At 34.7% G+C, this 14,280-nt stretch carries 13 protein-coding genes; 7 read left to right on the top strand and 6 right to left on the bottom strand.

Translation table 11 applies throughout. The features are described 5' to 3' along the window. The 3 genes from B0A67_RS19500 to B0A67_RS19490 form a co-directional block, all read right to left on the bottom strand. On the bottom strand, positions 1-765 hold the full coding sequence (locus B0A67_RS19500; protein ID WP_072961587.1) for an MBL fold metallo-hydrolase: 765 nt from the start codon (positions 763-765) through the stop codon (positions 1-3). A 244-nt stretch (positions 766-1,009) separates the two neighbouring features. Next, positions 1,010-1,696, bottom strand: a complete 687-nt coding sequence (locus tag B0A67_RS19495; RefSeq protein ID WP_072961583.1) for a response regulator transcription factor — start codon at positions 1,694-1,696, stop codon at positions 1,010-1,012. After that, entirely contained in the window at positions 1,693-2,955 is a 1,263-nt protein-coding gene (locus tag B0A67_RS19490; protein ID WP_072961580.1) for a sensor histidine kinase, read from the bottom strand. Before B0A67_RS19490 ends, B0A67_RS19495 begins: the two co-directional genes overlap by 4 nt. A gap of 161 nt (positions 2,956-3,116) precedes the next feature. Here B0A67_RS19490 and B0A67_RS19485 point away from each other — a divergent pair, with 161 nt between their 5' ends. Both B0A67_RS19485 and B0A67_RS19480 read left to right on the top strand, forming a co-directional pair. After that, positions 3,117-3,533: a DUF1573 domain-containing protein gene (locus tag B0A67_RS19485; protein WP_072961576.1), complete on the top strand. Its 417-nt coding sequence runs from the start codon at positions 3,117-3,119 to the stop codon at positions 3,531-3,533. A 189-nt stretch (positions 3,534-3,722) separates the two neighbouring features. Then, complete coding sequence (locus B0A67_RS19480; protein ID WP_072961572.1) at positions 3,723-5,303, top strand: L,D-transpeptidase family protein; 1,581 nt, start codon at positions 3,723-3,725, stop codon at positions 5,301-5,303. A 159-nt stretch (positions 5,304-5,462) separates the two neighbouring features. On the opposite strand, the gene B0A67_RS19475 is transcribed toward B0A67_RS19480, so the two are convergent. Then, entirely contained in the window at positions 5,463-5,969 is a 507-nt protein-coding gene (locus tag B0A67_RS19475) for a C40 family peptidase (RefSeq protein ID WP_072961567.1), read from the bottom strand. A gap of 218 nt (positions 5,970-6,187) precedes the next feature. On the opposite strand from B0A67_RS19475, the gene B0A67_RS19470 reads away from it, so the two are divergent. The 4 genes from B0A67_RS19470 to B0A67_RS19455 all read left to right on the top strand — a co-directional run bounded on the left by B0A67_RS19470 (position 6,188) and on the right by B0A67_RS19455 (position 12,245). After that, positions 6,188-7,276, top strand: coding sequence for an SGNH/GDSL hydrolase family protein (locus B0A67_RS19470; protein ID WP_072961563.1), 1,089 nt, complete (start codon positions 6,188-6,190; stop codon positions 7,274-7,276). After that, entirely contained in the window at positions 7,266-8,648 is a 1,383-nt protein-coding gene (locus B0A67_RS19465) for a sialate O-acetylesterase (protein WP_072961559.1), read from the top strand. Before B0A67_RS19470 ends, B0A67_RS19465 begins: the two co-directional genes overlap by 11 nt. A gap of 239 nt (positions 8,649-8,887) precedes the next feature. After that, positions 8,888-11,182 (top strand): beta-glucosidase BglX, encoded by a 2,295-nt coding sequence (gene bglX / locus B0A67_RS19460; RefSeq protein ID WP_089069570.1) that lies wholly within the window; start codon positions 8,888-8,890, stop codon positions 11,180-11,182. Between the two features lie 460 nt (positions 11,183-11,642). Beyond that, positions 11,643-12,245 (top strand): HdeD family acid-resistance protein, encoded by a 603-nt coding sequence (locus tag B0A67_RS19455; protein ID WP_072961552.1) that lies wholly within the window; start codon positions 11,643-11,645, stop codon positions 12,243-12,245. 345 nt (positions 12,246-12,590) lie between these two features. Here the strand turns inward: B0A67_RS19455 and B0A67_RS25235 are convergent, their stop codons facing one another. Together B0A67_RS25235 and B0A67_RS19445 are read right to left on the bottom strand one after the other, a co-directional pair. After that, positions 12,591-12,773 carry a DUF5615 family PIN-like protein gene (locus B0A67_RS25235; protein WP_242670992.1) on the bottom strand — a complete coding sequence of 61 codons (183 nt, stop codon included), beginning with the start codon at positions 12,771-12,773 and terminating at the stop codon, positions 12,591-12,593. Between the two features lie 151 nt (positions 12,774-12,924). Then, positions 12,925-13,155 carry a DUF433 domain-containing protein gene (locus B0A67_RS19445; RefSeq protein WP_072961549.1) on the bottom strand — a complete coding sequence of 77 codons (231 nt, stop codon included), beginning with the start codon at positions 13,153-13,155 and terminating at the stop codon, positions 12,925-12,927. Positions 13,156-13,256: 101 nt separating this feature from the next. On the opposite strand from B0A67_RS19445, the gene mgrA reads away from it, so the two are divergent. Beyond that, positions 13,257-14,213: an L-glyceraldehyde 3-phosphate reductase gene (gene mgrA, locus B0A67_RS19440; protein ID WP_072961546.1), complete on the top strand. Its 957-nt coding sequence runs from the start codon at positions 13,257-13,259 to the stop codon at positions 14,211-14,213. The last annotated feature ends 67 nt before the right edge of the window (positions 14,214-14,280 follow it).

The raw sequence follows: 14,280 nt of genomic DNA, 5'->3' as shown, positions 1-14,280 counted from the left end.
TCAATATTCCAAACTGGTTCCATCATTTGGAATGGCAACTTTATCTAAAAGATGATGTTCAGCAAGTGCTGATTTTAATTGGGCTCTCGTTGTTGGGCAATGATTTAAAGCTTCTAAATGATTGGCAAAAACTTTTCCGGGAGCCAGGGCGGCAAACTTCAAAATATCATTCATACGCATCAATAAAGGCTGACCAATATCTAATCGTGCCGTTCCGCAGGCAACTGTTGCAATGTCCGGTTTAAATTCGATTAAAACCTTTTGAACGTGTTCTGTGAAAATCGTATCAGAACTGATATAAATTGATTTTTGGTTGGGTAATTCAATATAAAAACCCATCACATTTCCCATCAGTTTTGCAATAAATCCGTAACCGTGAATGGCAGGAATTCCTGTGATTTTGCCCCCTAAAAATTCTTGTGGCTCCCAATAATTCAAACGTTGGGTAATAGTTAACCCTCTTTTTGTTAAAGCATTTTCATCTTTTGCGCTGCAAATGACAGGAATGCTTTTTCGTCTTAAAAAAATTTCTCCGGCTTTGTCAATATGATCAGGATGTAAATGGGTAATCAGGCAAATAGTTACTCTGCTTAAAATGTCCCTGCTATTTTTGGGTAAAGCAACAAGTGGATTTCTATGAGGTTTATAACGAAAAATTGTAAAAGGCGGAATCGTTTTTCTTTTTCCTAACATGGGATCCACCAATATAACATCGGTTTCCGTTTCGATAACTAAAGTGGCATTGCGTAAGTGATGTAATTTCATATCGAGAGAAATTTATATCTTAAAATTACGAAAGTTTTTAAAACTTATTTTACAGTTTTTTCCTTATTTTTAGCAGAATTGTTATTGTTTAATTTATGAATTTACAAGAAGGGTTTCATAACTATTTTATTTACATTATCACTAATAAAGCAAAGACTGTTTTTTATACTGGGGTTACTTTGATTGAGAGCTGTTATTAAAAAAGTATTTACCGTTTAGTTTTTCTTTCAAAAGACTTAAATTTCTAAACAATCGTAAACCTAAACCCAATTCCATGAAGGTTTTCTATAGAAATTCCTGTTTCGTTCATCAGAATTTTACGCAGACGTGAAATAAAAACGTCCAGGCTTCGTCCCATGAAATAATCATCAGTTCCCCAGAGTGAAGTTAAAATTTGTTCTCTTTTTAAAACCAGATTCTTATTGTCCAGAAATAATTTTAGTAAGTCGGCTTCGCGTTGCGTAAGGCTGATTTTTTCATTCTCATTAAAAAGAATAAAATTATTGGTGTCAAACTGGTACTTTCCAATTTCGTAAACCGATTTGTCTGCCGGAATATTTTTCTGGGAACGCTTCAGGAAAATTTCAATTTTCAAAAGCAATTCTTCAATACTAAAAGGCTTTACCAAATAATCATCGGCGCCCAATCGCAGTCCTTTAATACGATCTTCTTTTAACGTTTTAGCCGAAAGAAAAATAATCGGAATATCAGTATTCGTTTTTCTGATTTCAGTAGCCAGTTCAAAACCATCCATTTTGGGCATCATGATATCAAAAATACAAATGTCGAAAATTTCTTTTTTAAAGGTTTCCAGGCCCAGTTTTCCGTCGCAGCAATGCACCACCTCATAGTTGTTTTGTTCCAAATTGTCTTTGGTCAAAAAAGCTAATGTTTCATCGTCTTCGGTATAAAGTATTTTGAATTGTTTCATTTTTTATAAGGAATTGATAAAGTTATAGTCATACCGTTTGTTGAATTGTTTTCGGCTTTTATTTTCCAATTGTGCAGGTTACAAATCTCTTTTACATAATATAAGCCAAGTCCAAAGCCAGTTACTTCATTGCTTTTTTCGTTTTTGGCCCTATAGAACTTATCAAAGATAAAAGAAATATTTTTTGTCGAAATTCCAATCCCGTTATCAATAAAAGCTAATTTTAGACATGCACTTTCTATTGCAATTTTAATAGTAATTTCTGGTTTTTCGTTGCAGTATTTTACAGCATTGTCCAGTAAATTATACACTAAATTGGTGAAGTGAAAAACATCTGTTTCTATTTGATAATCATTCGAAAGTGTTTCGATTTTAATACTCGCCTCAGGGTATTTTAACTGAATATTTTCGATTGTTTCCTGAATAATCGGAACAATTGCAATCGTTTCTTTTTTTAATTCTAAAGGTGCAGAATCCGATCTGGCAATATTTAAAATTTTCTCAATATGATGGTTCAGTTTATGACTCTGATTGATAATAATATTGGTATACGTGTGCAGTTTTTTATCTTCTTTAATCGGATTTTGTTCACTTAAGTATTTTGATGCAATTAAAATAGAAGATAAAGGCGTTTTGAATTCATGGGTCATATTATTAATAAAATCCCGTTGCAGTTCAGAGTATTTTTTTTGCTGTAAAAGCGTAAAAATCGAATACACATAAATCAATAAAATAAGAATCAGGGCAATCGAAAGTACAAACCAAAATCGCATTGAACTGAATAAATACGAGGTTTCATTAGGAAAACGAATTGCAAAATAATACACCAGATTTTTGTGCTTCGGAAAATGCACGGATTGTTTTCCTTTCCCTTTTTGTGACAAAGAAATATAATTGCCATAAATCATTTCATCACTTTGGCAATTGTACATCGCATATTCAAAATCAGTCGTAATATTCATTTTTTTGAATTCCGTTTTCAGATAAAATTCTAAGATATCAGGTTCAAAATCATTGTCGATATTTACGATATAGTAATCGTTGGCAATTTTCTGCACCGGGTTTTGTGCCGGCAATTCATGATTGGTGCCTTTGTACAATTTTCGGGCAACTTCAAGTAAAGCAATATGGGTTTTCTGACTTAGTTTTTTTTGTTCTAAAGTAAAAGCCTCTTTAGTCCAAAGCAATTGCGCTACCAAAATGCTTATAATGGCGACAAGTCCCAGAAGGATAATACTATTGAGTTTGTTTATTTTCAAGAATGCAGTTTTTAGAATGTAATATTAATCAAATTTAGATTTAAAAACGCCGATTAACAAGTCATTAACAAAGATTTGAAATCGGTTAACAGCGATTCGGATTTGTCTGAATTACCTTTGTAAAACAAAATTAGAACTATAAACCATTAAATTATATAACTATGAAAATGATTAAAATTTCGATGTTAGCCTTAGCTTTAAGCTTAATGTCTTTTTCAGCAATTGCACCTATACAATCTATGACTTCTGAAGAAAAAATAGTTGAAGCTACAGCTTCTACAATTGTATGGAAAGCAGAAACTATCGATGTAGGTCAGATTCCTCAGGGAACACCAAAAGCGATTGTTTACGAATTTAAAAATACAGGAAAAACTGCGGTTGTTATTACAAACGTTCAGGGATCTTGTGGATGTACTGCAACAGATTATACAAAAGAGCCTATTTTACCTGGTAAATCAGCTAAAGTAACAGCAACGTATAATGCAGCAAACAAAGGTGGTTTTACAAAAACAGTTACTGTAACAACAAGTGCGGAGACTACTCCAAAAGTACTTACTCTAAAAGGGACAGTAATCTAAAAATAAAGGTTGGTTATAAAGCGAAAAACTCCAGTTAAGTCATGTTTCCTGGAGTTTTTTTTGTGCCTTATATTTAAGGAAACGAGAGAGCAGGCTGGATTATTTTTCGGTTTTGCAAAGCCATTATTAATTTTTGTATAAATACTTTGTTTTCACTAAAACTTTTCTATTTTTATTAAAAAAAATATTATGAAAATTTTGTATCCGCTTATTGCTGCTGTGCTTCTTTTTTCTGTGATTTCCTGTAATAAGAAGGCAGATAAGAAAGAAGAACAATCAAAAAAGACTTCAGAGAAAGTGGTACCTGAGCTTAAAATTTCAATTGACAGTACCGGTATTGCTGCTTTTTACCAAACCTATCCGAAACTGGTTAAATTTCAGGATCAGGTTCTGGCTTTGTATAAAAAAAACAATTCAACCCAATTATGGCTGGATAATAAAGGCATAGTCGAGTTTGCCAATACATTATTTAATAAATACAAAGGATTGGATCAGGAAGGTCTGAAAGCTAATTTCCCTTACAACGATAAGATCAGTTCTGTTTTTGAACATACTACTGAAAACAAATTGTCACAAGCTGATACCGATTTGATGATTACGAATTTATATTTTTACTATGTTCAGAAATTATCCGGTGTAGACGAAAAAACGACCAAATCATTAGAATGGCTTTTACCTCGTAAAAAAGTCAATTATCAGGTGTTTTCAGATTCGATTTATAAAAAATCGACTATTAGTGATGATAAAAAGAGCAAAATGTTCAGTCAATATTATAAGCTTCGTGACGCCCTTCATCAATATCGAGAGATTGAGAAAAAAGGAGGTTGGAAAACTATCGAAACAGCAGAAGATTTTAAAAGTCTTAAACTTGGAGATTCTGTTGCAGCAATTGGGCAAATCAGAGAAAGGCTTTATATAACGGGTGAACTTAAAGAAAATAGCAAAAGCAATATTTGTGACTCGACATTGATAAAAGCAATCAGAAGCTATGAATTGCATCACGGTTTAACACCAAAAAATATTATTTTACCGGAACATATTGCTGAATTGAATATTCCTGTTTCGGATAGAATTAAGACAATTATTGCCAACATGGAGCGTTGCAGATGGATTGATCCTGAACTCGAAAAAGGTAAAGAATACATCGAAGTTAATATTCCGGAGTTTAGATTGTATTTGATCCGCAATCATGAGATTGTGTTTGTATCTCCGGTTGTGGTGGGAAGAGCCATGACCAAAACCGTAGTTTTTAGCGGAATGATGAACAATATTGTTTTTAGCCCGTATTGGAATGTGCCTCCAAGCATCATAAAAAGTGAAATAAAACCCGGAATGGCGAAAAACAAGAATTATTTAGCTCAGAAAAATCTGGAATGGAACAATGGAGCAGTTCGTCAGTTACCCGGAAAAAATAACTCGCTTGGTCTGGTGAAGTTTTTATTTCCAAATTCAAATAATATCTATTTACATGACACGCCGGCAAAAAGTTTGTTCGAAAGAGAAAACAGGGCTTTCAGCCACGGTTGCGTTCGTGTAGGCAAACCAAGAGAATTAGCCATCGAACTTTTAAAACAAGATCCAAGCATGACTCCGGAAAGAATTGATAAATTGATGCATGCCGGAAAAGAAAGCTGGTACACGCTAAAAAAGAAAATACCTGTTTATATTGGATATTTCACAGCTTGGGTAGACAGAGATGGAAATCTGAATTTTTACAAAGACGTTTACAAAAGAGATGAAAGTTTGATAAAACTGTTAACGGAAGAATAGAAAAAGTTTGCTAATAACTACAGTTGTTTTCACGCAGATTAAAGCAGATTTAATTGGATTATTTGGAAGTTATACAATAAATCAATTAAATCTGCTAAAATCTTTTTAAATCTGCGTGAAAAAAATGATAATTCATTGTAATTCGCGGCGAAAAAACTTTTATTTCAATACATCAACGCATTTATAAAAGCGTTTGCTATAATGTTCAGAATCTAAATCACTAATCGTTACACTGCCGGCTTTTCCCGAAGAGGCGTGAATAAATTTTGAGTGCATGCCATTGGCCTCGCAGATAATTCCGACATGTCCCACAATAGTTTTGTTCCTGTAGCCGTAAAAAACTAAAACATCGCCAACCTTAAAATCTTCGGCTTTTTTTGCCGTTCCCAGGTTTTTATAACCACTTGAACTTCTCGGTACAGTAACGTCAAAATGCTGAAAAATGTAATTGACAAAACCTGAACAGTCAAAACCTTTTTTTGGGTTGTTTCCTGCGTATAAATAAGGAGTTCCTAAATATTGTTTAGAATAAGAAATGATAGAATCACGATCTATGGTAGTTTGTATCTTTTCGATTGGAGCATTAATAGATTTGTATTCTTTTTTTAAAGTAAAAGAAGAACATAAAATAATGCTTGCAAATGCTATATAAAGGGTTGATTTCATTTATGAGAATTAATTGTAGATTTCATTTATAAAAATAGGCGGTAGCTTTTGAATATCAAAGTTATGTTATGCAAAACACGTATGGATGGGTAATAAGAACGTAAGATACGTCTTTTTATTTTGGTGTTTTTTTATTACTTTTTGATGTTTTAGTATCTTTCCCACTACTTTATTTCAGATATATTTGTGAATCGTATTTATATTTTAACAAATAAATTATGTTTCTCAAAAAAATAACGTTTTTAATTTCTTTTTTGCTGATTTCAATTGTTTCGACTGCACAAACAAATACTTTTCTATATGAAGGCAGAGTTGAGAAACTTTCGGATAATAAGATTGTTTTAATCGGAACGGCTTCTTCTGTGGCTTTTAATTTTACAGGAAATGAATGTTCGATTTCATTGCAAAGTGTTGATTCCTGGGAACATCATAATTATGTTTCTTTGGTTTTAGACGGGAAATATATAGGGAAGTTAAAAATTGAAAAAGGTGCAGTACAATCTTTTCCAATAAAAATTACTTCAAATAAAAAGGTTCATACTCTGGAGGTTTATAAAACTACAGAAGCACACAGCGGTGGAATTTTATTTGCAGGAACAACTGCAAAACTGACTTCGATTAATGCCAAAAAGAAAAAGAAAATTGAATTTATTGGAGATTCTATTACCTGTGGCGCAGCAAGCGATCCGTCAGATGTTCCTTGTGATAAAGGAGAATATTTTGATCACCATAATGGATATTATGCCTACGGACCAGTACTTTCGAGAACAATTGGCGTTGATTATCTGATGAGTTCGGTTTCCGGAATCGGAATGTATCGCAACTGGAACGACGAGAATAAAGACGAAGCAATTATGCCGGATGTATATGAGAATTTATATTTAACGAAAGACAATTCTAAACCTAAATATGATTTTGCTTTTCAGCCTGATATTATCAGCATTGCATTAGGAACCAATGATTTTTCCGGCGGAGATGGCAAAAAAGAACGTTTGCTTTTTAATGCGGACAAGTATGTTTCGAATTACATCAGCTTTATCAAAATGTTGTACAAACACAATCCAAATGCGCAAATTGTCATTACCAATAGTCCGATGATTAATGGAAAAAATGCGATTGTTTTTGAAGAGTGCCTGAATCAAGTAAAAGCGGCTTTTGCAACTGATAAAACCCATAAGCCGATTGTTATTTTCAAATTTAAACCTATGACGCCAAAAGGCTGTTCAGGGCATCCTGATGTGTCTGATCATAAAGTTTTGGCCAATGAATATGGTCCGTTTTTAAAAAAGTTGCTAAATGAAAAATAATATATTTAAGTTTGCTTTCTTTCTGTTGATTTCCAGTACTATGATGGCAAACGTTACACTACCGAATATTTTTGGTGATAATATGGTTTTACAGCGCAATGCTGAAGTGAAAATTTGGGGCTGGGCAAATCCTAAAGAAGAAATCAGATTGGTTTCGGGCTGGAACAATCAGGAATATAAAGTGGTAGCGAATAATCAGGCACAATGGGAACTGCATATCAAAACGCCTCAAGCCGGCGGACCTTATACCATTTCTCTAAAAGGATATAACGAAGTTGTATTGAAGAACATTCTGATTGGCGAAGTCTGGCTTTGTTCCGGACAATCGAACATGGAAATGTCGGTAAGCTGGGGGATTGACAATGGCGAAGAAGAAATGAAAATGGCCACAAATCCGAATATTCGTTTTTTTACGGTTCCAAAATTAACTGCTACATCACCTCAAAATAATCTGTTGGGAAACTGGGTCGAATCGACTCCGGAAACCATGAAAAACTTCAGCGCAATTGGTTACTTTTTTGCCAAACGCCTGCAAGAAGATCTAAAAGATATTCCTATTGGATTGATTTCTTCGAACTGGGGCGGAACGCCTGCTGAAATCTGGATGCCGGAAGAAGTAGTTCAGAACGATCCTGTGTTACTTGAAAATGCCAAAAAACTAAACGAACAAGAATACGGTCCGCGCCAGCCCGGGCGTGCTTATAATGCGATGATTTATCCTTTTACAGGTTTTAAAATTGCCGGAACGCTCTGGTATCAGGGCGAATCGAATGTGGGATCATTGGTTTATGATAAAACCTTATCTGCTTTGATTACGTCATGGAGAAAAGCGTGGCAAGATGAATTTCCGTTTTACTTCGTTCAGATTGCACCTTATAAAACGGGCAGTAACAATTTCTCAAATGTTACGGTTAGAAATTCACAAAGAAAAATCCTGAAAGAAGTTCCAAAAACCGGAATGGTGGTAACAAGTGATATTTCAGACACGATTGATATTCATCCTAAGAATAAAAAAGATGTTGGGATTCGTTTGGCAAATTTGACTCTTGCCGATGTGTACAAAATGAATAATACTATAGTAAACGGACCACTTTTTAAAGATTTTAAAGTCGAAAAAAACAAAGCCATTATTTCTTTTGATTATGCCGACGGTTTGTATTTTAAAAACAAAACATCAAATCAATTTGAATTGGCTGGAGCCGATGGAATATTCTATTCTGCAGAAGCCTCGATAAAAAATAATCAGGTGATATTGGTGAGTAAAAAAGTTTCAGATCCTGCAAAAGTGAGATTTGCCTGGGGAAATACGATACAATCAGATTTGTTTAATAAAGCGAATTTGCCTGCTTCTTGTTTTACGGAAGAATTTTAGATTTTAGATTTTTGCCCACGGATTTTACGGATTAAACAGATTGACGCTGGTTTTTTTATCTCATTTTATGTCAGACTGAGCGAAGTCGAAGTCCCGCAAAGTAAATCGCCAAAGTGAATTAATAAATAATATTTTGAATATTACAATCTCGCAAAGACGCAAAGTCGCAAAGCTTTAAAAACATTGATAGTAAAGAATAAACTTTGTGTCCTAGTGCCTTCGTGGCAATCCTAAAACCAATGAAAAATAAAATAATAACTATCGGGGTTTTTGCCCTGTTTACTGTTGGAAATATGAATGCACAAAAAAAGCCCTATCTGGATAAAAATAAAACCATTGAGCAACGTATCGATTTGCTTTTGCCGTTGATGACTTTAGAAGAAAAAGTGGGGCAAATGAACCAATACAACGGATTTTGGGATGTAACGGGACCGGCTCCTAAAGGCGGAACTGCTGAACTAAAATACGAACATCTGCGAAAAGGATGGGTAGGCTCGATGCTTACGGTTCGTGGTGTAAAGGAAGTGCGTGCGGTGCAGAAAATTGCGGTGGAAGAAACCCGATTGGGAATTCCATTGATTATTGGTTTTGATGTCATTCACGGGTATAAAACCTTGAGTCCGATTCCGCTGGCAGAAGCGGCAAGTTGGGATCTGGAGGCCATTAAGAAATCGGCGGCGATTGCGGCAGATGAGGCTTCGGCATCCGGAATCAACTGGACTTTTGGTCCAAATGTCGATGTCGCAAATGATGCGCGCTGGGGACGTGTGATGGAAGGCGCGGGAGAAGATCCATATTTGGGAAGTAAAATTGCGATTGCCAGAGTGCACGGTTTTCAGGGAGAAACCATAGCTGATTTAGCGAAAGTAAATACGATTGCAGCTTGCGCGAAACATTTTGCGGCTTATGGATATGTAGAAGCTGGTTTGGAATATAATATTGTAGACATCAGTAATTCTAAATTATACAATTCTGTTTTGCCTCCTTTTAAGGCAACTGTCGATGCCGGAGTGCGTACGTTTATGAATTCATTTAATACTTTGAACGGCGTTCCTGCGACTGGGAGTGTTTTCCTGCAAAGGGATATCCTGAAAGGAAAATGGAAGTTTGATGGTTTTGTGATTTCAGATTATGCTTCGATTCGCGAAATGATTGCGCACGGTTATGCAAAAGACGAAGCTGATGCAACTGCAAAAGCCGTAATTGCGGGTTCTGATATGGACATGGAATCGTATTTGTATGTGGCAAAACTCGTTGGTTTAGTGAAAGAAGGAAAAGTAAAAGAAGCGCTGGTTGATGATGCCGTTCGCCGAATCTTGCGCGTGAAGTTTGAATTGGGATTGTTTGATGATCCGTACAAATATTGCGACGAAAAAAGGGAGAAAGCGGTTATTGGCAGTAAAGCGAATAATGACGGTGTGCTGGATATGGCAAAAAAGTCTATTGTTTTGTTGAAAAATGAAAAGAATTTGCTTCCACTAAAGAAATCAGGACAAAAAATTGCTTTGATCGGTGCTTTGGCAAATGATAAAAACAGCCCTCTGGGAAGTTGGAGAATAGCATCTGATAATAATACAGCGGTTTCGGTTTTAGAAGGAATGCAGCAATACAAAGACAATCAGCTGACATTTGAAAAAGGTGCCGATCTGACGGTTGGGAAAATATCATTTTTAGATGAGGTTGTTTTTAATACCACTGATAAAAGCGGATTTGAAGCTGCAAAAACAGCCGCGAAAAATGCAGATGTCGTTGTGATGGTTTTAGGAGAGCACGGTTTTCAGAGCGGGGAAGGGCGTAGTAGAACAGATCTTAATTTACCTGGATTACAACAAGAATTGTTAGAAGAAATTTATAAAGTGAATCCAAATATTGTTCTGGTTTTAAATAACGGCCGTCCATTAAGTATTCCGTGGGCTGCAGAACATGTTCCGGCAATTGTTGAAGCCTGGCATCTGGGAACTCAAACCGGAAATGCTGTGGCGCAGGTTTTGTATGGCGATTACAATCCAAGTGGGAAATTGCCAATGTCTTTCCCTAGAAATGTAGGTCAGGTTCCGATTTATTATAACAAATACAGTACAGGAAGACCAATAGATAGTGATAAAAACGTTTTTTGGTCTCATTATACAGATGTGGAGAAAACGCCTCAGTTTCCGTTTGGTTTTGGTTTGAGTTATACAAAGTTTGATTATAAAAACCTGAAAATTAATAAACCTGCTTTTGCAAAAGGAGAAAATGTTCAAGTAAGTGTTGAAGTTGTCAACTCAGGAAATTACGACGGAAAAGAAGTGGTGCAATTGTACATTCACGATGAATATGCAAGTGTTATTCGACCAATAAAAGAACTAAAAGGTTTTGAATTGATAACTTTGAAAAAAGGGGAAACCAAAACAATAAGTTTTACTTTGACAGATAAGGAACTTGGCTTTTATGATAATGAAGGGAACTATCTGATAGAACCGGGAACTTTTAAAATTATGGTGGGAGGAAGTTCTGATGCTGGTTTGAATGCTGGTTTTGAAATAAAAGAATAAAGTGTTGCCACAAAGGCTCGAGGGCACAAAGTTTTTTAATCTCGAGTAATCCTGATAGGAAAGTTTTTTCGCCACGAATTCACGAATTTTTAAACAATTTTTTCGTGAATTCGTGGCGATTTCTATTTTTGCACAACCCCTAGCTTCAGTTGGGGAATAATATTGTAATAGAAAAGGGCTTTATCCGAACTATTTAAGTTTGGCTAAAGCCTTTTCCTCTTTGTTTATATTTACCTATGAATAAAGCCGGGCCATATTGCATCTTAAAATTTTAAAAGCTAACATTTAGCCAATTATAAGATGTTTTTTTGTAAGTTAATGTTTATGAATATTGTTTTAATCGTTATCTTTGGGATAACTTCGAATAAAACGGAGTTCTTTATCGATTTTTTTTGGAAGAAGTTATTTTTAAAGGTAAGCTGAAAACTTTATAGAGTAGGCATGATTTTAAAACATTTTTATGGAAAATTCTTTATTTAAAAAAGTGAAAATAGCAATTGATTATTGGTACATTCCATTATTAGTAGGGATACTTTTTGTTGGAATCGGAGTCTGGTCTTTTATAACGCCTTTGGCTGCTTATGTAACACTGGCCTTTTTGTTTAGTGTTTCGTTTCTCGCTACCGGAATTTTTGATATTATTTTTGCGCTTTCGAACAGAAAAAAAATAGACAATTGGGGATGGACATTAGCCTCAGGAATTATAGGCCTGATTGTGGGGATATTATTGATTTCAAATCCGTTAATCTCTATTGCATTACTTCCTTTATACGTGGGTTTTGTTATTTTATTCCGCTCTGTTATGGCTATTGTTATCGCTTTTAATTTAAAGAGTTATTCCGTTCCGGATTGGAAAAACCTTTTGTTTTTAGGAATACTTGGAACAATTTTTTCATTGATCTTATTATGGAATCCACTTTTTGCCGGCCTTTCATTAGTGTACTGGACTGCTTTTGCTTTTATAGCACTGGGTATTTTCTATATTTATCTTTCTTTCAAATTAAAAAAGATACACGATATCCCTGAAAAAATTGATGAACTAAAAGAAAAGATTCATTTGTAGAGAATACTTTTTTGGTTATCGTAATAAAAGATAAATTTAATCATATACATTTCACAAAATCCCGATAGCTTTAAGGAATTAAGACACAAATTTTGATTTCAGATGAACATTGAATAGCGTCCAACTTTAGCTGGGGGAGAAAATAAATCACATCAATAGGGCTTAGCCAAAACTGTTATATAGTTTGGCGAAGCCCTATTCTATTTAAATCTAAGTTTTCCTGGTTGAAGCTAGCGGCTATTCAATAAAACGTTGTGTCTTTGCACGACTAGAAAAAACATATTATTTATAGTTTTAGAGAAACCACACAGAATAAAAAAGATCAATTGTGTAACAATGAAATGATCAGTAAATTTCTAAAATCATTAGTTCATCTTTTACTATAAATGATTCAATAGTCTCTTTTTTTGAAATAAGAATCTCAGCAATTTCTTTCGTATTTTTATTGAAAGTTTTTAAAATTATTACTTTTGGAGGAGCTCCTTTTAAAAGTAATAATTTTTCAAAGTCATCATCATGAGTAAGTATGGTGAAGTTATTTTGTTTTGCAAATTGCCAGATTTCAATGTCTTTAGCCGGTTGATTTATCTTATATCTTTTGTATGTAAAGAATCTGAAAAATTATCTCCCACAACTTTAATTAATCTCCATGAAATATTTGCATCAAAAAGTAATTTCATTATGCTGCAATTATTTTTGTAATATTTTCTCTATTTGCTGCAAAAGCTAAAGCGGCAGGAATATGTTCTCTTTTCAATTCAGGAAAATCTTCTATAATTTCATCGAAAGACATACCGGCAGCAAGCCATGAAAGAATATCTGAAATACAAATTCGGGTTCCGGTAATAACAGGTTTCCCAAATCGGATGTCAGGATTTATCGAAATTAAATTGTGCCAATTATTTTCCATAATTTTATTATTTACACAAATTTAATGCAAATTTACTTTTAAAGTTATAAGGTTTGTTTTTACCTTTAAAAACTATAAACTTCCAACTTTAAACTAGAACAATGAAATATAACAGATGTGGAAAAAGCGGGTTATTACTACCTGAAATCTCTTTAGGGTTATGGCACAATTTCGGATCGGTAGATAACTTTGAAAATGCTGAAAGTATTGCTGTAGAGGCTTTTGATAAAGGAATTACCCATTTTGATTTGGCGAATAACTACGGACCTGTACCGGGTTCTGCTGAAACTAATTTTGGTAAAATTTTATGGCATAATTTTCAGGGAAATCTACGCGATGAAATCATCATTTCGACTAAAGCAGGTTACACGATGTGGGACGGACCTTATGGGGATTGGGGGTCGAGAAAATATTTATTATCGAGTTTAGACCAGAGTCTGAAAAGAATGAAAGTAGATTATGTAGATATTTTTTATTCGCATCGCCCTGATCCCGAAACGCCAATTGAGGAAACCATGATGGCACTTGATTATGCAGTACGATCCGGAAAAGCGTTGTATGTTGGAATCAGTAACTATTCAGCAGAACAAACCCGTGTTGCGGTTGATGTATTGAAACAATTGGGAACGCCGTGTTTGATTCATCAGGCTAAATATTCGATGCTGGAGCGTTGGGTAGAAAACGGTTTATTAGATGTTCTGGAAGAAAAAGGGGTAGGATGTATTGCCTTTTCGCCTTTGGCACAAGGACTTTTGACGGATAAATACCTAAACGGAATTCCGGAAAACTCAAGAGCACATAACCCAAACGGACATTTAAAAGAAAATGAGGTGACTCAGGAACGCATTCAGAAATTAGTTCAGCTCAATGAAATTGCCCAAAACCGTAATCAGTCTTTAGCTCAAATGGCTTTGGCGTGGCTGCAAAAAGACAAGCGAATTACATCGGTTTTAATTGGTGCCAGTTCTGTACGACAGCTAAATAATAATATCGAATGCCTGCAAAATCTGGAATTTTCTTCAGACGAATTGAACGCAATCGAGAAAATATTATCCTGATTTTTACTCTGTATATTTAAACCCGACAGGTTCAAAAACCTGTCGGGTTTGAAATACACATGTTTAT

Source organism: Flavobacterium aquidurense, assembly GCF_002217195.1.
Classification (GTDB): Bacteria; Bacteroidota; Bacteroidia; order Flavobacteriales; family Flavobacteriaceae; genus Flavobacterium; species Flavobacterium frigidimaris.
Note: the sequence above shows the minus strand (reverse complement) of the source record. Positions and strands in the feature narration are given on the sequence as shown.